17 protein-coding genes are annotated in these 18,641 nt (G+C 59.4%); 8 read left to right on the top strand and 9 right to left on the bottom strand.

All coding sequences use genetic code 11. The features are described 5' to 3' along the window. Positions 1 to 143: 143 nt before the first annotated feature. The gene (gene pta / locus ABD827_RS07215) at positions 144 to 2,312 is read right to left on the bottom strand and encodes a phosphate acetyltransferase (RefSeq protein WP_344963677.1); all 2,169 of its coding nucleotides are present in this window, start codon (positions 2,310 to 2,312) and stop codon (positions 144 to 146) included. A 9-nt stretch (positions 2,313 to 2,321) separates the two neighbouring features. Next, positions 2,322 to 3,539, bottom strand: coding sequence for an acetate kinase (locus ABD827_RS07210; protein WP_344963676.1), 1,218 nt, complete (start codon positions 3,537 to 3,539; stop codon positions 2,322 to 2,324). 275 nt (positions 3,540 to 3,814) lie between these two features. Here ABD827_RS07210 and yfbV point away from each other — a divergent pair, with 275 nt between their 5' ends. After that, positions 3,815 to 4,255, top strand: coding sequence for a terminus macrodomain insulation protein YfbV (yfbV, locus tag ABD827_RS07205; protein ID WP_344963674.1), 441 nt, complete (start codon positions 3,815 to 3,817; stop codon positions 4,253 to 4,255). 9 nt (positions 4,256 to 4,264) lie between these two features. On the opposite strand, the gene frdD is transcribed toward yfbV, so the two are convergent. From frdD to frdA, 4 genes are read right to left on the bottom strand one after another with little or no spacing between them, the layout of a single operon-like run. After that, a complete protein-coding gene (gene frdD, locus ABD827_RS07200; protein WP_344963673.1) occupies positions 4,265 to 4,633 on the bottom strand; it encodes a fumarate reductase subunit FrdD in 369 nt (122 codons plus the stop codon). 2 nt (positions 4,634 to 4,635) lie between these two features. Then, positions 4,636 to 5,031 carry a fumarate reductase subunit C gene (locus tag ABD827_RS07195; protein WP_344963672.1) on the bottom strand — a complete coding sequence of 132 codons (396 nt, stop codon included), beginning with the start codon at positions 5,029 to 5,031 and terminating at the stop codon, positions 4,636 to 4,638. Next, complete coding sequence (locus ABD827_RS07190) at positions 5,028 to 5,765, bottom strand: succinate dehydrogenase/fumarate reductase iron-sulfur subunit (RefSeq protein ID WP_344963671.1); 738 nt, start codon at positions 5,763 to 5,765, stop codon at positions 5,028 to 5,030. Before ABD827_RS07190 ends, ABD827_RS07195 begins: the two co-directional genes overlap by 4 nt. Next, positions 5,762 to 7,540: a fumarate reductase (quinol) flavoprotein subunit gene (gene frdA, locus ABD827_RS07185; RefSeq protein ID WP_344963669.1), complete on the bottom strand. Its 1,779-nt coding sequence runs from the start codon at positions 7,538 to 7,540 to the stop codon at positions 5,762 to 5,764. Before frdA ends, ABD827_RS07190 begins: the two co-directional genes overlap by 4 nt. 202 nt (positions 7,541 to 7,742) lie before the next feature. Between frdA and ABD827_RS07180 the strand changes: the two genes are divergently transcribed. The 3 genes from ABD827_RS07180 (at position 7,743) to ABD827_RS07170 (ending at position 12,154) form a co-directional block, all read left to right on the top strand. Beyond that, positions 7,743 to 8,501 carry a M15 family metallopeptidase gene (locus tag ABD827_RS07180; protein ID WP_344963668.1) on the top strand — a complete coding sequence of 253 codons (759 nt, stop codon included), beginning with the start codon at positions 7,743 to 7,745 and terminating at the stop codon, positions 8,499 to 8,501. Between the two features lie 523 nt (positions 8,502 to 9,024). Beyond that, entirely contained in the window at positions 9,025 to 10,524 is a 1,500-nt protein-coding gene (locus ABD827_RS07175) for an alanine/glycine:cation symporter family protein (protein ID WP_344963667.1), read from the top strand. A gap of 181 nt (positions 10,525 to 10,705) precedes the next feature. Next, a complete protein-coding gene (locus ABD827_RS07170; RefSeq protein WP_344963666.1) occupies positions 10,706 to 12,154 on the top strand; it encodes an NAD-dependent succinate-semialdehyde dehydrogenase in 1,449 nt (482 codons plus the stop codon). 428 nt (positions 12,155 to 12,582) lie between these two features. Here ABD827_RS07170 and ABD827_RS07165 read toward each other — a convergent pair whose 3' ends face one another. After that, positions 12,583 to 13,338, bottom strand: coding sequence for a hypothetical protein (locus tag ABD827_RS07165; RefSeq protein ID WP_344963665.1), 756 nt, complete (start codon positions 13,336 to 13,338; stop codon positions 12,583 to 12,585). Between the two features lie 312 nt (positions 13,339 to 13,650). On the opposite strand from ABD827_RS07165, the gene ABD827_RS07160 reads away from it, so the two are divergent. Next, positions 13,651 to 14,196 carry a glycine betaine ABC transporter substrate-binding protein gene (locus ABD827_RS07160; protein WP_344963663.1) on the top strand — a complete coding sequence of 182 codons (546 nt, stop codon included), beginning with the start codon at positions 13,651 to 13,653 and terminating at the stop codon, positions 14,194 to 14,196. A 96-nt stretch (positions 14,197 to 14,292) separates the two neighbouring features. After that, the gene (purT, locus tag ABD827_RS07155) at positions 14,293 to 15,474 is read left to right on the top strand and encodes a formate-dependent phosphoribosylglycinamide formyltransferase (RefSeq protein ID WP_344963661.1); all 1,182 of its coding nucleotides are present in this window, start codon (positions 14,293 to 14,295) and stop codon (positions 15,472 to 15,474) included. Between the two features lie 347 nt (positions 15,475 to 15,821). Here the strand turns inward: purT and ABD827_RS07150 are convergent, their stop codons facing one another. Next, positions 15,822 to 16,160 (bottom strand): hypothetical protein, encoded by a 339-nt coding sequence (locus ABD827_RS07150; protein ID WP_344963659.1) that lies wholly within the window; start codon positions 16,158 to 16,160, stop codon positions 15,822 to 15,824. Positions 16,161 to 16,353: 193 nt separating this feature from the next. Next, a complete protein-coding gene (locus ABD827_RS07145; RefSeq protein ID WP_344963658.1) occupies positions 16,354 to 17,031 on the bottom strand; it encodes a hypothetical protein in 678 nt (225 codons plus the stop codon). A gap of 687 nt (positions 17,032 to 17,718) precedes the next feature. Here ABD827_RS07145 and ABD827_RS17820 point away from each other — a divergent pair. Then, positions 17,719 to 17,928, top strand: a complete 210-nt coding sequence (locus tag ABD827_RS17820; protein WP_425567973.1) for an ATP-binding protein — start codon at positions 17,719 to 17,721, stop codon at positions 17,926 to 17,928. Further along, the gene (locus tag ABD827_RS07140) at positions 17,898 to 18,536 is read left to right on the top strand and encodes a hypothetical protein (RefSeq protein WP_344963656.1); all 639 of its coding nucleotides are present in this window, start codon (positions 17,898 to 17,900) and stop codon (positions 18,534 to 18,536) included. The genes ABD827_RS17820 and ABD827_RS07140 overlap by 31 nt, the downstream gene beginning before the upstream one ends. The last annotated feature ends 105 nt before the right edge of the window (positions 18,537 to 18,641 follow it).

Raw genomic sequence — 18,641 nt, 5'->3', positions numbered from 1 at the left:
CGGCTTTACTTGCTCTCGCCGGGTGTTTCGGCATGACCTATAAAAACTGGGGAGCCCTCAGCGCGAAGGCGGAAATCCAGTGCTCTGTGCCATGGATCTCCGCCTTCGCGGAGATGACCTACCCAGAACGATGGCGAGCGGTTTCAGCCCTTGGCTTTACTGGCCAGCTGGGCGGACTGAATGGCGGTGAGGGCGATGGTATAGACGATGTCGTCCACCAGGGCGCCGCGCGACAGATCGTTGACCGGCTTGCGCATGCCTTGCAGCATGGGGCCGATAGACACCAGCTGGGCCGAGCGCTGCACCGCCTTGTAGGTGGTGTTGCCGGTGTTCAGATCCGGAAAGATGAACACCGTCGCCTTGCCCGCCACCGGCGAGTTGGGCGCCTTGGACTTGGCCACGTTTTCCATGATGGCGGCGTCGTATTGCAGCGGGCCGTCAATCACCAGATCCGGGCGTTTCTCCTGGGCGAGGCGGGTGGCTTCACGCACCTTGTCCACATCGGCACCGGTGCCGGAGGTGCCGGTAGAGTAGGAGATCATCGCCACTCTCGGCTCTATGCCGAAAGCCAGCGCCGACTCGGCCGACTGAATGGCAATTTCCGCCAGTTGCTCGGCGCTGGGATCCGGGTTGATGGCGCAGTCGCCATACACCAGCACCTGATCCGGCAGCAGCATGAAGAACACCGACGACACCAGCGACGAGCCGGGGGCGGTCTTGATGATTTGCAGCGGCGGACGTATGGTATTGGCGGTGGTATTGATGGCGCCGGATACCAGGCCGTCCACCTCGTCGCGTTCCAGCATCATGGTGCCCAGTACCACGTTGTCTTCCAGCTGCTCCCGGGCCACCACCTCGGTAATGCCCTTGGCCTTGCGCAACTCGACCAGCCGCTCTACATAATGTTCGCGCACCACGGCCGGGTCGATAATGTCTACCCGTTCATCCAGCACCACCCCCTGCTGGGCGGCGACGCGCTGGATCTCTTCCGGATTACCGAGCAGTACCGGGCGGGCGATACCCCGTTCGGCACAGATCACCGCCGCCTTGATGGTGCGCGGCTCTTCGCCTTCCGGCAGCACGATGCGTTTGGCGGCACGCCGGGCCAGCTCGGTCAGCTGGTAGCGAAACGCCGGCGGGCTCAGGCGACGGCTGCGGGTCGACTTGGCACTCAAGGATTCAATCCAGTGTTTGTCGATATGGCTGGCCATGTAATCCTGTACCCGTTCGATACGGCCCAGATCGTCCACCGGAATTTCCAGATTGAAATGCTGCAGGCTGACGGCGGTTTGCCAGGTGTTGGTATTGACCATCAGGACCGGCAGGCCGGTTTCGATGGCGCGCTGACACAGATCCATGATCTGGGGCTCGGGATGATAGCCGCCATTGAGCAGCAGGGCGCCGATCTTGACCCCGTTCATCGCCGCCAGACATACCGACACGATGACGTCCGAGCGATCGCCCGAGGCCACCAGCAAGCTGCCGGGCTTGAAGTGCTGCACCATGTTGTGCAGGGCACGGGCACAGAAGGTGACGCTCTGTAACCGGCGGCTGTGGAGTTTGCCTTCGTTGAGAATGGTGGCATTGAGGTGGCGTGCCAGATCCACCGCCCGCGGTGCCACCAGGCTGGTATTCCAGGGAATACAGCCCAGAATGCGCAGCGGCGTCTTGCCGAACACCTGCAGTACTTCCAGGTTGGGAATGTACTGGGTATTGCTGTTGTTGGGATTGAACATCTCGGTGAGATCGGGGCGGGTATTGCCCTGCTCATCCATGGGGGCGCCCACCTTGTTGATGATGCAGCCGACGATGCGTTTGTTGAGCATGCCACCGAAGCTGGAGCAGGCCAGTTCGATGCGCTCTTTCAGTTGCTGGCTGGTGTCGTTGCCCGGCTGGGTGATAAACACCATGTCCGCATCCAGCGCCTTGGCCACATCGTAATTGATGCGATTGGCAAAGGGCTGTTTGTCGGTGGGGATCAGGCCTTCCACCACCACCACTTCGGCACCGCTGTCCGCGACGTGCTTTTCAACCCGGGCAACAATTTCTTCCAGCAGTACGTCCAGGTTGCCACGGGAGATCATGCTTTCGGCATAGGTCAGCGCAAAGGGCTCCGGCGGCGTGATGTTGGAGCCGTTGGCGATCACCGCCGTGGAGTGATCCTGAATCTTGCTGCGCTGGCGCGGCTGGGACACCGGCTTGAAAAAAGTGACGTTAACCCCGTTGCGCTCCATGGCGCGTACCATGCCGAGGCTGACTGAGGTGGCACCGACACCGCCGCTGACGGGAATGAGCATTATGGTTCTGGCCATGAGACCCTCTTATTGTTGAGCGGAACGTGAAGGAGCGGAAAGTGCCAGCGCGTCACGGGCAATCACCCATTCCTCGTTGGTCGGTATCACCCAGGAGGGGATGCTTTGCGCGGTGGTAATGCATCCGGCGTTGCCGAAGCGGGCGGCCAGATTGGCTTCTGGGTCCAGCGTCACGCCCAGCAGGCCGAGTTTGGCCAGGGTCAGCTCCCGCACCATGGCGGAGTTTTCGCCGATGCCGCCGGTAAAGACGATGGCATCCAGACGACCATCCAGCGCGCAGCCATAGCCGGCAATATATTTGGCCAGCCGATAGCAGAAAATATCCAGCGCCCGTTTGGCGGCAGGCAACTGATGATAGTTGTCTTCGGCAAAGCGGCAATCACTGCTTTGCTCGGTCAGGCCCAGCAGACCGGACTCTTTGGTCAGCATGGTATTGATGCGGTCGGTGCTGTAGCCCAGATTGTCGTGCAGGTGAAAGATGATGGCCGGATCGATATCACCGCTGCGGGTACCCATGACCAGGCCTTCGAGCGGGGTCAGCCCCATGGAGGTATCGACCGATTCGCCGTTCTTGATGGCACACACCGAGGCGCCGTTGCCCAGGTGGCAGCTGATGATGTTCAGCTCGTTCATCGGTTTGTTGAGCCGGGCGGCGGTCTGTTGGGCAATGAAATAGTGGCTGGTACCGTGCATGCCATAGCGTCGAATCGCGTGGTCGCGATACAGATGATAGGGAATGGCATAGAGGTAAGCCGACTCGGGCATCGACTGGTGGTAGGCGGTGTCGAACACTGCCACCTGGGGCAGTTCGGGAAAAGACTGGCGCGCCGAGGCAATGCCGACCAGGTGAGCCGGGTTGTGCAGCGGGGCCAGGCTGGCGCAGTCTTCGATACCCTGGATCACCGACTCGTCGATCAATACCGATTGGGTGAAGTGTTCTCCGCCGTGTACCACTCTGTGGCCGACGGCACACAAATGGGTCATCAGCTCCGGATTGGGCTTCAGCAGTTGCTCGACAATAAAGTCCAGCGCCTGTTGGTGGGCGCCGCCGGCCCCCAGCGAGGCACTGCCTTTTTCACCGTTCAGGTTCCATTTGATACGGGTGTCGGGAAGATAAAAGCATTCGGCCAGGCCGGACAGCTTTTCCTGGCCGTTTTCGGCGTTGAGGATGGCAAACTTGAGCGATGAACTGCCGCAGTTAAGCACGAGTACCAGCTTGCTAGTCATTGATAAACCTTGTCGTCAGGGCTACGAAAATGTGTTGTCCCAAATCGGTGATCGGACAATAAATGTCGGTTGAACTCAATCCTTAAAGCGTTGATTGCCCTTCCTGTCGGAAGCCGCATCTTCGCCATCCCTGACGGACCCGGTCATGCCGGATTAAATGAAGGCGGGATAATACCGCTCTCCTGTCGTAAAATAACAGAATCATAGTTCGATTTTTTGACCTGCGTCCATTAATGACCACTTACCTGTAAGGTGGCGTCCCGTCTGGAGGAACCATGGGCACTTTTACCTCGACCCTGCACCGAGGCAACGATTACCTCGATGTCTGGCCACAAGAACGACAACTGGCGGCCCTGTTTCCCGAATACCGGGTGATATCGGCGACTCGGCTGGGGCTGCGCGCCATGCCGGCCCTGATTGTCCTGAGCCTGCTGGTCCAGTTTCAGCTTGGTCATCCCCAATACTGGCCCGGCGTGGTTGCTTCGGCGCTGTTTCTGGCCAGCCTGCCGGTACAGGGGCTGTACTGGCTGGGCAAGCGTGCCGACACCCGGCTGCCGCCGACGCTGGTGAACTGGTATCGGCAGCTGTATGCAAAAATTGCCGCCGCCGGTGTGCCCATTCAGGAGCCGGTGGCCCGGCCCCGTTATTTCGAGCTGGGCGAAACCCTCACTCTGGCATTCAAGCAGCTGGACAAGTCGTTTATCCGCGATCTCTGATGCCGCTCGTTACAGGTGCATGAGCAACCACTGGCTCAACAGTGACACCAGGGCGGCAAAGCCGTAACAGGCCACCTTGCCGGCCCGCCCCAAGCGCAGTTTGAGATCGTGGGTGCCGTGATGAAGGCGATGCATGGCGTGCCACAGCGGCAATATGATGGAGCCGAGTATCAACAGGGCACCGACCCAGCTGCTTGCAAAGGCATGCACACGCTCGTAGTTCAGGTAGTCGGGGCTGAGCAGGCCCAGTGGCACCAGCACACCGAGCAACAGCACCGTAATCGGGGTCATCATGGCAAACCAGCTGCCGCCGGCGCCGAACAGGCTCCACCATATCGGCTCTTCCGAGCGAGGTGGATGACGATCAATGGTTTTCATACTCACTCCCAGAACACAAGACTCAGCAAACAGAACAGGCTGATGCCGAGGGTGATGGCCCACTGTGCCGCCGCCACCTGCATGGCCGGCAACCGTTGGCCCCGCAGCTTGACCGGCATGACCCGGGGCATCATCAAAAAGAAGGTGGCGGCATGAAACAAACTGCCGGCCAGTGCCAGCAGGTTCAGCCCAATCACCAGTGGCTGCGCCATAAAGTCCAGCCAGCCGTCCCAGGCGTCGGGCCCGCGCGTCAGCGCCCACAGCCCGGCCAGCAGGCAGAGCGAGAAAAAGGTCAGCGGCAGCACGGTGGCCTCTCGCAGCATGTAGCGTCGGTAGGGGGCTTTTTTCAGCCACCAGCCGGCGGTGACCGGTCGAATATAGGGTTTTCGTGCGCTCATCTGTTCCCCTTGACGTGTCGCAGGGCAGCCAGCAGATAGCTGGCGCCGGAGTCGATCTTGCTCTGGTTGACGGCGGCGGCCGGATCCACCTCTTTCGGGCAGACGTCGGAGCAATAACCAACGAAGGTACAGCCCCAGGCGCCGTCCTTGCCGTTAATCAGCGCCATGCGCTCTTCCTTGCCCTGATCCCGGCTGTCCAGATTGTAGCGCCGGGCCAGGGTAATGGCGGCGGGACCGAGAAACGCGGGGTTCAGCCCCACCTGGGGGCAGGCGGCATAACAGAGGCCGCAGTTGATGCACTGGGAAAAGCCATGATAGGCGTCCATCTGGGCCGGGGTCTGCCGGTTGGGGCCCTGCTCCACGGTTCTGTCATTGCCGATGATATAGGGTTTGACCGCCTCGATACGCTCGACGAAGGGCGCCATGTCCACCACCAGATCCTTTTCAATCGGGTAGTTCTCCAGTGGCGCTATGTGCAGCTCGTCATAGTCGCGCAGAAAGGTCTTGCAGCCAAGTCTAGGCTCGCCGTTGACCATGAAGCCGCAAGAGCCGCAAATGGCCATGCGGCAGGACCAGCGAAAGCTGAGGCTGGGATCGGCGTGGTCCTTGATGCCGTTCAGCGCATCCAGCACCGAGGTGGTGTCGTTCCAGGGCACCTCGTAATGTTCGGGATGCGGCGCCTCGTCCTGCTCCGGGTTATAGCGCAGTATGGTGATGCGTTTCTTCTGGCTCATGGGTGTTGTTCTCCCTGTTCGCCGGCGGCACCATAGGCACGGTTGGCGGGGGCCGAGCGGGTAATGGTGACCGCGCTGTATCGAATCTCGGGGGCGGCGCCTTCCCGGTAACAGGCCACGCTGTGTTTGAGGTAGTTGGTGTCGTCCCGCTGCCGGCAGCTCTCATCCAGCCGCTGATGGGCCCCGCGGGACTCCCGGCGTTGAATGGCGCTGTGGGCCATGGCTTCGGCCACATCCAGGCTATAGCCGAGTTCGATGGCACCGAGTACATCGGTATTGAACACCCGCCCGGTGTCGTGAATGCGAATGTGGCGATAGCGCTGTTTCAGCTCGGCAATCTTGTCGATGGTGGCCTGCATCAGATCTTCCCGCCGGTAGATGCCGCAGCCGGCTTCCATGGCCTGCCCCAGCTCGTCGCGCAGTGTGGCCCAGTTTTCTTCTCCCTGGCTGTTGCGGATTTGTTCAAGCCAGCCTTGAATGCGCTGCAGGCCGGGTTCCAGGACGGCGGCGTCCACTTCCGGACGTTCGCGGGCGATACGGGCGGCGGTTTCACCGGCCAGGCGGCCACACACCAGCAGCTCGGCCAGGGAGTTGGAGCCCAGCCGGTTGGCGCCGTGCAGGCCGCTGGAGGCGCACTCGCCGATGGCGAACAGCCCGCCGATGCAGGTTTTCCCCTGCTGATCCACTTCTATGCCGCCCATGGTGTAATGAGCGGTAGGGCGAATGGGAATCGGCTCTTTCACCGGATCCACGTTGACGTAGGCTTTGGCCAGCTCGCAGATAAAGGGCAGCCGCTCCTTGATTTTCTGCTCACCCAGGTGGCGCAGGTCCAGATGCACCACTTCGCCCAGCGGGTGGCTGATGGTGTTGCCTTTTTGCAGCTCATGCCAGAACGCCTGCGACACCCGGTCGCGCGGGCCCAGCTCCATGTATTTGTTGCGCGGCTCGCCGAGTGGCGTGGCCGGCCCCAGGCCGTAGTCCTGCAGATAACGCTCGCCGTGGCGGTTGAGCAGAATGCCGCCTTCGCCGCGGCAGCCTTCGGTCATCAGAATGCCCGATCCGGGCAGGCCGGTGGGATGATATTGCACGAATTCCATGTCCCGCAGCGGCACTCCGTGGCGATAGGCCATGGCCATGCCATCGCCGGTAACGATGCCGCCGTTGGTATTGTAGCGAAACACCCGGGCGGCGCCGCCGGTGGCCAGGATCACCGCTTTGGCACGGATTTGTACCAGTTCACCGTCGGCGATGTTCAGTGCCACCAGCCCCTGAACGCGACCGTTATCGACCAGTAAATCGAGCACGAAATATTCGTCGAAGCGTTGGATCTGCGGGTAGCGGGTCGAGGTCTGAAACAGGGTATGCAGCAGGTGAAAGCCGGTTTTGTCGGCGGCAAACCAGGTGCGTTCGGTTTTCATGCCGCCGAAGCGGCGCACATTGATGCCGCCGTCCTGCCGGCGGCTCCAGGGGCAACCCCATAGTTCCATCTGGATCATCTCGCGCGGGCACTCGGCCACGAAGCGTTCCACCACATCCTGCTCGCACAGCCAGTCGCCGCCGGACACGGTATCGTTGAAATGCTGATCCAGGCTGTCTTCATCCTTGATCACCGCAGCCGCACCGCCCTCGGCGGCCACCGTGTGGGAGCGCATCGGGTAGACCTTGGACAGCAACGCCACCTGCAGTGTGGGATCTGCCTCGGCGGCGGCAATGGCGGCGCGCAATCCGGCGCCACCGGCACCGATAACAGCGATATCCAGCGATAGGGTGTGCACGGTCATCTCCTGAGGTAAGCACGATGGGGCTTCACCTTAGCTTCTATTGGAGCCGATGGCGTTGATATGCATCATAAAGCGATAAATATTGGTGCTGTTTGAAGCCTTTTTTCTCAGGCGCGTTACGGCCATGCCGCAAGCTTGCAAAAATCGCCGGCATTGGCGAGTCTGAGTCCTCTGTCTGTTATTACTGGTGAGTCACATGAACTTCTTGTCCCAGGCCATTGCGGCCCAACCCGAGCCGGACTGGTCGCAACTGCATGCGTTACCCATTATGGAAAACGATGATCCCCTGGTGCCGCTGGGGCTGGTTGCTTCGCCGCTGCGGGTTTATCCGGCCTATTTTCACCTGGGGGTGCCGGACGCACTGAGCGACTGTTACGTGCGCCGGTCGGTGCTATCCCGCCTGCAAAAGGCGGCCCGGCTGCTACCGGCCGGCATCGAGCTGGTAGTACTGGATGGCTGGCGCCCGTTCTCGGTGCAGCAATATCTGTTTGATACCTTGTCTACGGCCATGCGGCTGCATCATGCCGGTGAAGGGGATGCCGAATTGCTGGTGCGTATTCGGCATTTCGTGGCGCCGCCCAGCCGCGAGCCCGAGGCTCCCAGCCCGCACCTGACCGGCGGCTCGGTCGATGTCACCCTGTGTGACGGCGAGGGCAACTGGCTCGATATGGGCACCGAGTTCGACGATATCAGCCCCTGGTCTTACAGTGCCGCCTTCGAAGCCATCGGCAAACCGTCTCCCCGAGAGGGCGACGTGATCGAAAACCGCCGTCTGCTGCACAGCGTGATGACCCACGCCGGCTTTACCAACCTGGCCAGTGAATGGTGGCATTTCGATTACGGCAATCAGTCCTGGGCCTGGCACAACCAGGCTCCCGAGGCGATGTTTGGTGCAGCTTCGCTGGTGGCGCTGGATCAGCGCTGGTTGCGGCAGGTGGCGAACTTTGTGCAATGAACACCAGAACCGAACATTCGTTGGGCCCCACCGGGCTCCCGATGTGATCCTGTGACGGTTTACCAGCCGTAACCGGCCGTTTACGGCGCGATGTGTCTCGCTCATGTCGATGGCCGGCTTCCGCTATTCAGTTGTAACAGTGTGATAACTATCACGTTTACGAATATTTTATTCGCGCTGAATAACGAACTTTTTTACGTATTTTTAAATAAAAATGCGTTTCAGGCGCGAAGCTTTGCGACCTGATTTTCTCGCTTGTCATGTTTTAACAACGACTTACGCCCTGCCGAACGCCTCGACATCACAGAGGCGTGGTAATTCGAATGAAATGTTATTCATATGATCCAATAGTGTTGCCGAAAGGATTAATAATTCTAATGGCCTGTGTGGCTTGTGTTAATGACGAGAGCGGAGTATTTTTCTCCACACTTAACGGTTGAGCATTGTTTAATCGTTAATCAATAGCCCATAGAGGGAATGTTCTGCTGATGCAGCGCGGTTTAATCAGAACAAAGGACGTTATATGAGTGACCTGGTTAATGGCATAAATAGTTATATATGGAGCTTACCCCTGATTTATCTGTGTCTGGGGGTGGGCTTGTACTTCTCGCTGCGTACCCGCTTTTTGCAGATCCGTCATATCAAGGAAATGGTACGGCTGATGTTTAAGGGTGAAGCCTCGCCCGCGGGTATCACTTCCTTCCAGGCGCTGACATTGTCACTGTCCGGCCGGGTAGGTACCGGTAACATCGCCGGTGTGGCGACCGCCATCACCTTCGGTGGCCCCGGCGCCGTGTTCTGGATGTGGATGGTGGCCTTTTTTGGAGCCGGTACCGCCTTCGTGGAATCGACCCTGGCACAGATCTACAAGGAAAAAGACGACAACGGCCTCTATCGCGGTGGCCCGGCCTACTACATCGAAAAAGGCCTGGGCATGAAGTGGTATGCCTGGATCTTTGCCATCGCGACCATTATCGGCTGCGGTCTGCTGTTGCCGGGGGTTCAGGCCAACAGCATCGCCTCCGGTATCGAGAATGCCTTCGGTATTTCCACCTCTGTGTCTGCCGCCGTGGTGGTGGTGCTGCTGGGGCTGATCATCTTCGGTGGCGTCAAGCGTATTGCCCACTTCACCCAGATAGTGGTGCCCTTCATGGCGCTGGGCTACATACTGGTGGCCTTCGTGATCATCATCATGCACATCGAGATGCTGCCTGACGTGGTCGGTCTTATCGTCGGTAGTGCCTTCGGTATGGAAGCCGGTTTCGGCGCCATTCTGGGTCTGGCCATCGAATGGGGTGTGAAGCGTGGCATCTACTCCAACGAGGCCGGTCAGGGTACGGGTCCGCATCCGGCGGCGGCGGCCGAGGTGTCTCACCCGGCCAAGCAGGGTCTGGTGCAGGGCTTCTCCGTGTACGTGGATACGCTGTTCGTCTGTACCGCCACCGCCTTCATGATCATCATCACCGGTGCCTATAACGTCATGGGCAAGGCGGGCGAGGTCATCGTCGAGCAGCTGCCCGGCGTGTCGGCCGGCCCGGGTTATACCCAGGCGGCGGTAGAGTCGGTGATGCCCGGCTTTGGTGGTACCTTCGTGGCGGTGGCGTTGTTCTTCTTCGCCTTCACCACCATTCTGGCCTACTACTACATTGCCGAAACCAACGTGGCCTATATCAACCGTCATATACATCGTCCCTGGATGATCTTCGTACTCAAGATCGCCCTGATGGCATCCGTGGTATACGGTGCGGTTAAAACGGCCGAGCTGGCCTGGGGCCTGGGCGACATCGGTGTGGGTATGATGGCCTGGTTGAACATCGTCGCCATTCTGCTGCTGCAAAAGCCGGCGCTGATCGCCCTGAAAGACTATGAGGCACAAAAAGCCCAGGGGCTGGATCCGACCTTCGATCCGATCAAACTGGGTATCAAGAACGCCGATATCTGGGTCAAGGACAAGAACAGGAAAGCCAAAACCGGCACCATTGCCGATGAGGTATTGGACGACGTCGAGGCAGAACGCGGTTAAGGCAACCGAAATCGCATTGCTGCAAAGGCCGGGCGTATCGCCCGGCCTTTTTTATTCTGGTCCCGCGGCCCCGATGGGACTGGCTCCATGTAGGCAGCCGGGTTGCACCTATACTCGATAATCGATAACGTTTTGATAACGGCAATAAAATTTGCCAATTCACCTGTTAAGGAGACGCCCGATGGACAGTTCAAATTCTCTGTGGCAAACCGGTTGGTACTGCGATGGCCAGTGGCGCACCGGCGAGCGCCATTACGAGGTTTACAATCCAGCCAGCGGCGAGCTGTTGGCGAAGGTTGCGAAGTGTGGCAGCGAAGAGACACAAGCCGCCATTGCCGCCGCCGAGCGGGCCTTTGACAGTTGGCGCCATACCAGGCCCAAGGAGCGAGGCGCCATATTGCGCCGCTGGTATGAGCTGATGATAGAACATCAGGATGAACTGGCCACGCTGATGGTGCTGGAGCAGGGCAAACCCCTGGCCGAAGCCAGGGGCGAGGTAGCCTATGCCGCCAGCTTTCTCGAATGGTTTGCCGAAGAGGCCAAGCGCGCCTACGGCGAGACCATTCCCAGCCCCAAGGCGGAAAACCGTCTCTGGGTAGTGAAACAGCCGGTGGGGGTGGTGGCCGCCATCACCCCCTGGAACTTTCCCATCGCCATGCTGACCCGCAAGGTGGGACCGGCCATTGCCGCCGGTTGTACCGCCGTGGTCAAGGCGTCGGAAGAAACGCCGCTGTGCGCCAATGCACTGGCGGTGCTGGCCGAGCGGGCCGGCATGCCGCCGGGGGTGCTCAACCTGGTGTCCGGCGATGCGCCGGCCATCGGTGACGCCATGATGAGCAGCTCCGTAATACGCAAGCTGTCCTTTACCGGCTCGACCCGGGTTGGCAAGTTGCTGATGAGCAAGGCCGCCGACACTGTGAAAAAGCTGTCACTGGAGCTCGGCGGCAATGCCCCCTTTATCGTGTTCGACGATGCGGATCTGGACGCCGCCATCGCCGGGGCCATGGCCTCCAAGTTTCGTAATACCGGCCAGACCTGTGTCTGCGTCAACCGCTTCTTCGTGCAGGACGGCATCTACGACGCCTTCGTGCAGAAGCTGGCCGCCGCCGCCAGTGCCTTGAGCGTGGCCCAAGGGCTGACCTCGAATGCTCAGCAGGGGCCGCTGATCAACCAGGCGGCGCTGAACAAGGTGGAACAACACGTCAGCGATGCTCTCGCCAAGGGGGGGCGACTGGTCTGTGGCGGTGCACCACACGAGCTGGGCGGCACCTTCTATCAGCCCACCGTGATTGCCGACGCCGACGAGCAGATGCAGCTGGCCCGGGAAGAAACCTTCGGTCCGGTGGCCGCCTGTTTCCGTTTTCACGACGAGGAAGAGGTCATCCGGCGGGCCAATGACACCCCCTTCGGCCTGGCCGCCTACTTCTATACCCGGGATTTGAACCGGGTATTCCGGGTGTCGGAAGCGCTGGAGTCGGGCATGGTCGGGGTAAACGAAGGCATGATCTCCAACGAAGTCGCGCCCTTCGGCGGGGTCAAGGAGTCGGGTCTGGGTCGGGAAGGCGCCCGCATCGGACTGGAAGAGTTTCTCGAAACCAAATACGTCAATCTGGGCAACCTGACCGGCTGACCATCGGCTCTCCGGACACAAAAAGGGCGCGGAACTCCGCGCCCTTTTTTGTTTCATCGCGACACTATTATACCAATCCCACTAAACAAGTGATCTATTTCATTTTCGTATAAAAGTCGAACAAAGGGCCCGCTCCGCCGACTCGCCGTAAACCCATCCCTGGGGGCTCAGCCGCGCCATCCGTGGCGCGGATGGTCGGCTGAGCAGATCCCTTTGTCCTCCTGGATGCAGCAAAGTCGCATGTTGGTGCTGCCTTCGGGCAACTCGGTGTTCAAAAAGAGGCAACAGAGAACGGCTCCCACGACCGTGAAATGCCATGGACGGCATTTCCGAGCCCCCACGGATGGGTTCATGGCGTGTCGTGGGAGGCGGCTGTGTTGCCTCTGATCTGAGGCCTTAATATGATCAGATCATTACTGGACTTGGTATTACTGGCTCAGCAGGGCTTCCATTGCCGCTTCGGCCTGCTCGCCACTCAGGGTGTCGAGGGCGGTCTTGGCCTTGGCGCTAGCCTGTGGCTCTGTGGTGGCAGCCGTTGGCGGTGTTGCCGCCTGTTTGGCGGTTTCCAGCGCCCTGATTTTGGCTTGAGCCGCTTTCAGTTGTGCCTGAGCGGCCTGCAATTCGTCTTGTGCCGACTTGGCCGCTCCCGATGTGGCATCGGGCGCTATTTTGGTCACGGCTGGCAAGGGAAGGGCGGGGGCCTTGGCGGCGGTGGCCAGCGAGAGCGCCGGTGCTGCGTCATCCTGGCCCAGCCAGTCCTGCATGGCCTGGGGCCATACCGCGGCCTTGCCGGTATGAGACTCGGTAAACACCTTGGTCTGCTCGCCGTTATTGAGCAATGCCGCCATCTGGTTGGTTTGAGAGTTCCACACCAGGCTGGCGCGCTCCGACCCCTGCTGCGGATCATAGCGAGAAGCCAGATAAAACAGCGGGCCTTCCTGTTGCAGTTCGCTGGCGGTGCGCAGCAGCTTGACCGTGGTGTCGTAGTTGGGACCGAGCAGGCCGGTCATTCGGGTCTTGATCAGCGGTTGTTCCAACAGGTTGTTGCTGTTGGGATCCAGCCCGACCATGGGCTTGAGCAGGGCCCACATCAACTGGCCCTGGCCCATGGCCAGCAGGGGGGCAACACAACCGCTCAGCAGCAGGGTAAGTGCGGCCACTTTCAATAAGGGGTACAGACGCATCTGATAATCCATTTTAGATAATAAAAACAAGGGTTTACCTAAACGAGTCCAGGCTTGAATCTGGTTGCAAGATAAGGTGCGCGCAAGGTATCACAAATCGATGAAAAAGCAGCCAGGGACACGAAAATAATTCGGCTCATTTTGGCGCTGTTCTTGATGACAACAGCGGGACTCATCATCGCATCATCCCCCGGTTCACCACAGGGTTGCGTCTTCATGAGCCCCCGGCTTCGGGCTTGAATATGCGCGGACAGCGGGCATGATTTTGACGACACTTTCTGGCACTCTGGCCTTTTTTCATGGAAACAAGCGATGAGCACAGTAGTAAGAATGGCCCTGTTGATGTTGAGCCTGATGCTGGCCGGCTGTACCGACTCGACGTCGCGAGAGATCCATCTGCTGAGCGGCGCCAGTCCCGCCGAACTGGCCCGCAATCATCTGGCCGGGGCCGTGCTGGAACAGCAGGGGTTTACCGTGACCGTAGAAGAAGCCCGGCTGGGGAAAATCTGGCAGCGGCTCTGGGCCGGAAAGGCCGACGCCAGCCTGTCGGTGTGGCTGCCGGAGGCATCGGCGCCCTTTGTGGAACGCTTTTTCGAGCGGCTGGACGATCTGGGACCTAGAGACGGCGCGCTGGCGAGTGAGGCCGAGCACTGGCCGGCCCAGGACAGGCCCCATATTCTGGTGCGGCGCAGCCTGGAGCAGGATGCCCCACAAGCCTTTGCTACCCTGATGGTGCTGCGCTGGCAGTCGAAGGATCTGGAACAGATCATTGCCAACTGGCAGCAAGGCGGTGACTGGCAACAGGCGGCCAGCCGCTGGCTGGAAGCCCACCCCGTCGAGCCGAACCCTGCACCCTAGCCTTTAATTCGCGCCCCAAGCCGAGCAGATGAGAGAGGACAGTCTTTTCCCCGGCCTTTATAATGCGGTCACATTTCGTAACAGGGACAGACCATAATGACGACGCTTGGAACGCCTCTTTCGGCGACGGCAACCCGCGTATTGATGTGCGGCGGCGGCGAGCTGGGTAAAGAAGTGGTAATTGAACTGCAGCGCCTGGGTGTGGAGGTGATCGTCGTGGATCGCTATGCCAACTCGCCGGCCATGCAGGTGGCGCACCGTTCCCATGTGATCTCCATGCTGGACGGTGCGGCACTGAGAGCCGTGATCGAGCAGGAGCAGCCGCACCTGATCGTGCCCGAGATTGAAGCCATTGCCACCGACACCCTGGCCGAGCTGGAGCAGGAAGGCTTTACCGTCATTCCTACCGCCCGCGCCACCCAGCTGACCATGAACCGCGAAGGCATTCGCCGTCTGGCCGCTGAAGAACTGGGCCTTGAGACCTCGCCCTACCGGTTTGCCGGTACTCTGGACGAGTTCAAGGCGGCGGTGGCCGAGATTGGTCTGCCCTGTGTGGTGAAGCCTGTCATGAGCTCATCCGGCAAGGGCCAGAGCACCCTGCGCCAGGAGAGTGACATTGAAGCCGCCTGGCACTACGCCCAGGAAGGCGGCCGGGCAGGCGGTGGCCGGGTGATCGTCGAAGGCTTTGTCGACTTCGACTATGAAATCACCCTGCTGACCGTGCGCCATGCCAATGGCACCAGCTTCTGTGACCCCATCGGTCACCACCAGGAAGACGGCGATTACCGTACTTCCTGGCAGCCGCAGGCCATGAATGCGGCGGCACTGGCCGCGTCACAACGGGTCGCCGAGCAGGTGACCGGTGCCCTGGGCGGTTACGGCGTGTTTGGTGTCGAGCTGTTTATTCGTGGTGACGAGGTGCTGTTCAGTGAAGTGTCGCCCCGGCCGCACGACACCGGCCTGGTGACCCTGATCTCGCAGAACCTGTCCGAGTTTGCCCTGCATGCCCGCGCCATTCTGGGCCTGCCCATTCCGCTGATTCGCCAGTATGGCCCCGCCGCCTCGGCGGTGATCCTGCCCGAAGGCCTGTCCTGCCAGACCCGCTTCGGTGGTTTGAACCAGGCGCTGGCCGAGCCGGATACCGAACTGCGTCTGTTTGGCAAGCCGGAGATTAACGGCCGCCGCCGCATGGGCGTGGCCCTGGCACTGGCAAACAGCATAGAGGCCGCCAAAACCAAGGCCAGCGAGTGTGCCGCCAAGGTCAGCGTCGAGTTTTAAGTCGATTTTTTACTGCCCCCGGTATTCAGCATCAGGCGCCCGTTACGGGCGCTTTTTTATTGTGGTACAGGGAGTGGCAGCTGGCTGCAAGATCCCGGTTTGCCTCAGCAAGTGGTGGTGGTCGCCCATGGATTATCCGGCGCCGTATTACGCGGCCTGTACGCCAACCTGGATTTTGCTGCGATATGGCACAAGAGATACCGCAAAACGCCCTCTTTAAGCTCAGCCATGGCCAGATAGCACGCATCGCCTGCGAGTGAGCAGCGTAAAGAGTAAATCGTTAAGGGCAAAATAAAAACGGCGGCTGGGTGAGCCGATAGGGCCGTGATTTACCAGGTACTTGGTGTCTAGGGTTGGCTTTGCCGTGGGTTGCGAGTAATAAACTGAATCGCCTCAGGGCTGAGCTCCCATACTGGTTCGCCGTGGATGAGCGTTATTTTGAGCGGGATTTCATGCCACTGTTCCTGGTATAGAATATGGGCGGTGCCACTATGGCCACCCAACCAATTTCTAGACACTTCAACCTTATCCACACTCAACTCCTGAGGTTGCAGGTTAAACTCCGAGTCTAATGCCCTTTGCAGCGAGGCTTTCACTGAGTGTGCAATCTCGGTGGTGGGTTTGCCACAGGCCACCAGCAGCGCCATTGCCATGATCCCTGTTATCGCGGTCAGCAGACGTTTCATTATGTTTATGTTCTCCTCAAATATGGCAAAGCGGCGGATAAAAGCGCTCCCCGGGCAGAACGCGTTGGCTTGTTACGCCGTGCCAGCCACCGGGGGGCGAAGCTGGCCTGGTCCTGACCATGGCTGTTCTGAACAGCATACGGGTCGCTCATCACCCATCAACCAGTAACAGAGATGGCTCGCTTGAAGCTTGTTATTCGCCGGTATCTTGTTGCCGGGGCGCTTGCCCGTAGGACTGGGGGCTCTGCTTAAGGTCATGGTTAGCGGTGGGGAAGGTGGCGTACAAAAATACCGCCAGCCATAAAAATGCCCCTATTCTCAACCAGTTCGAATAGCCTTTACGCAGCGTAAACCAGGCAAAAATAATCGGTAACATTACGATGCCGGCGCCTAAGTAATGGCCCACTTTGCGTTGTTGTTGTTGTTGTTGTTGTTTTTGCGGCGTATCCGGTTCGGGAATGGAGGCGGCATAGCGTGTTTCTATAAACGCCCGCAAACAGATCACTTGATCAACAATGGCCTGATGCGCCAGGGGCTCTGGGTTGTCTGCTGCTATCCAGTGTTCAATTTCGGCCTTGGTATGCGCAAAATAAGCGACAAAGTCAGGGTAATGCTCATGGTCGGCAAACAGCGTATTAATATCCGTTTTATCGGCTGTTAGCTGCTGAACATCATGGCCATTCACTGCAACAAAGACCGCCACCGCAGCATTCAGATCGGTTTGTACCTGTTCCAGAAAACTCAGGAAGCCCGGCGATTGCAGCTTCTGGTTCTGGCTGTTTGTTTTATCGATATCGAGCCGGGTGTCGATGCCGATGAGGGGGCCGATGGCCGGCTTTTCATCCCGGGGGCTGTGTTCGGTGCTTGGCATATGAATCTCTGTATTAAGTGACCGGGTGGTACAGGGCTTATTATTCAGCTGCAGCATAATAGCAAACGGATGGCATAACAGAGTCGTTTTGTTGCCGGTAAAGGGCGGAGGAGGGGGTAGTCTCTTGTTGGCTAATGGCACTCACCATGCCGGCCTTACCCAATACTTGACTCTCGCCGTAGAGCGCTAAATCACCGCACATCAGCCCCGAAAATGCTAAACTGCGGGCAATTTCTATCCCGGCCGCCGGCCGCTGACAAGAGCACGCTAATAACAATGACCTCCAATATTTCTTCTCTGGCCGGCCTTATCTGGTCGGTGGCCGATCTGGATGCGGTCGCCAAAGAGATCATGCAGCTGCTGGCGGAGGTGCATTCGTGATCGACGTTGCAGCGCTCTGGCAAAAGCTGCTGGCGATCGCCCTAGACGAAGTGGATGGCTGCTGCCGGCGCATCGGGTCGATTACATTAGAGTACCCGGAACCCAGTGGGTAGAAGATCCCGATCAGCGTTTTACCACACTGGACTTGCGGGCTCCCTTGTTACGGCTGATACCCCGGGCATAAGCCACCATACTGGACGACCTTCCCCGCCAGTTCCGCCTGCCAGAGAGTCAGCTGCAGCGTCAGGATATTCCCCTACTGCCACAACGGGTGGTGCGTGAAGTGGTGGTCACAGGGACTATCACATTCACCAGCCGGTACAGATCATCCGTTACAGCAACCGGATTGAAGTGCGCAACCCCGGTTTCTCTCTCAAGCCGGAAAAGCAGCTGGGCGAGCCGGGTTCCCGGCAACGCAACCCCGTGCTGGCGGCCGTATTGTACGACCTCAACCTGGCCGAGACCAAAGGCTCGGGGTCCGTGTCATGCGCCGCCTGCTCAGGGAAGCGGGCCTGAGTGCCCCCTTGTTTGTTTCCGATCGCCAGCAGGAAGACTTTGTGGCGACCTACCTGTTCCATCACTTTCTGTCGGACGACGATCTCGCCTGGCTGGAGCCGTTTCAATCCCTTGGGCTGTGCGATGAGCAACGCTTGGCTTTGCTTTTAGTTCGCGAACAAGGGGCCATCGACAATGCAGCCTACCGGGATATCAACGGCGTTGACACCCTGACCGCCAGCCAGCAGCTGACCCGGCTGTGCCAGCTGAACTTGCTGGAAAAAGGCGGCCAGGGGTCGGGAACCTACTATCAGCCGGGGCCGGGTTTTCCGCCTGTGAATGGCATAGCGCAGCCCGAGGCTCTCGCCGAGGTGACTAATACTGCACAGCTTGCCGACAATGTGGATCAGCAACCACCGAATGTGGATCAGTTACCAGCGTATCCGGATCAGTTCGGTGCGGATCTGGCACAGCTCCAGGCTCACTTGCCGGCTGATTTGCTGCAATCCCTGCCGGTAAGCCCCGACAGGCCGAAATCCGTCTCTTGCTGTTGCGCCTGTGCCAGTGTCGTGCTTTCAGTGCCGAGCAGCTGGCTACCCTATTGGGCGGACGCAAGAAAAACCACCTGATTTCCAGTTACCTGACTCCCCATGATCCAGGAGCAGCTGTTGGAACGGACCCACCCCGACGTGAAAAATCATCCTCATCAGGCCTATCGTTTGTCGGCAGCCGGA

Source organism: Oceanisphaera sediminis (assembly GCF_039539745.1).
In the GTDB taxonomy this organism is placed as follows: domain Bacteria; phylum Pseudomonadota; class Gammaproteobacteria; order Enterobacterales; family Aeromonadaceae; genus Oceanimonas; species Oceanimonas sediminis.
This window is presented reverse-complemented; position numbering and strand designations above follow the sequence as displayed.

Coding starts and splice junctions, on each gene's coding strand:
- ABD827_RS07150 (WP_344963659.1), bottom strand. CDS start 16,160: ATGAAACGTCTGCTGACCGCGATAACAGGGATCATGGCAATGGCGCTG.
- ABD827_RS07210 (WP_344963676.1), bottom strand. CDS start 3,539: ATGACTAGCAAGCTGGTACTCGTGCTTAACTGCGGCAGTTCATCGCTC.
- pta (WP_344963677.1), bottom strand. CDS start 2,312: ATGGCCAGAACCATAATGCTCATTCCCGTCAGCGGCGGTGTCGGTGCC.
- ABD827_RS07195 (WP_344963672.1), bottom strand. CDS start 5,031: ATGAGCGCACGAAAACCCTATATTCGACCGGTCACCGCCGGCTGGTGG.
- ABD827_RS07170 (WP_344963666.1), top strand. CDS start 10,706: ATGGACAGTTCAAATTCTCTGTGGCAAACCGGTTGGTACTGCGATGGC.
- yfbV (WP_344963674.1), top strand. CDS start 3,815: ATGGGCACTTTTACCTCGACCCTGCACCGAGGCAACGATTACCTCGAT.
- ABD827_RS07140 (WP_344963656.1), top strand. CDS start 17,898: ATGCGCCGCCTGCTCAGGGAAGCGGGCCTGAGTGCCCCCTTGTTTGTT.
- ABD827_RS07145 (WP_344963658.1), bottom strand. CDS start 17,031: ATGCCAAGCACCGAACACAGCCCCCGGGATGAAAAGCCGGCCATCGGC.
- frdD (WP_344963673.1), bottom strand. CDS start 4,633: ATGAAAACCATTGATCGTCATCCACCTCGCTCGGAAGAGCCGATATGG.
- ABD827_RS07165 (WP_344963665.1), bottom strand. CDS start 13,338: ATGCGTCTGTACCCCTTATTGAAAGTGGCCGCACTTACCCTGCTGCTG.
- ABD827_RS07190 (WP_344963671.1), bottom strand. CDS start 5,765: ATGAGCCAGAAGAAACGCATCACCATACTGCGCTATAACCCGGAGCAG.
- purT (WP_344963661.1), top strand. CDS start 14,293: ATGACGACGCTTGGAACGCCTCTTTCGGCGACGGCAACCCGCGTATTG.
- ABD827_RS07160 (WP_344963663.1), top strand. CDS start 13,651: ATGAGCACAGTAGTAAGAATGGCCCTGTTGATGTTGAGCCTGATGCTG.
- ABD827_RS07180 (WP_344963668.1), top strand. CDS start 7,743: ATGAACTTCTTGTCCCAGGCCATTGCGGCCCAACCCGAGCCGGACTGG.
- ABD827_RS07175 (WP_344963667.1), top strand. CDS start 9,025: ATGAGTGACCTGGTTAATGGCATAAATAGTTATATATGGAGCTTACCC.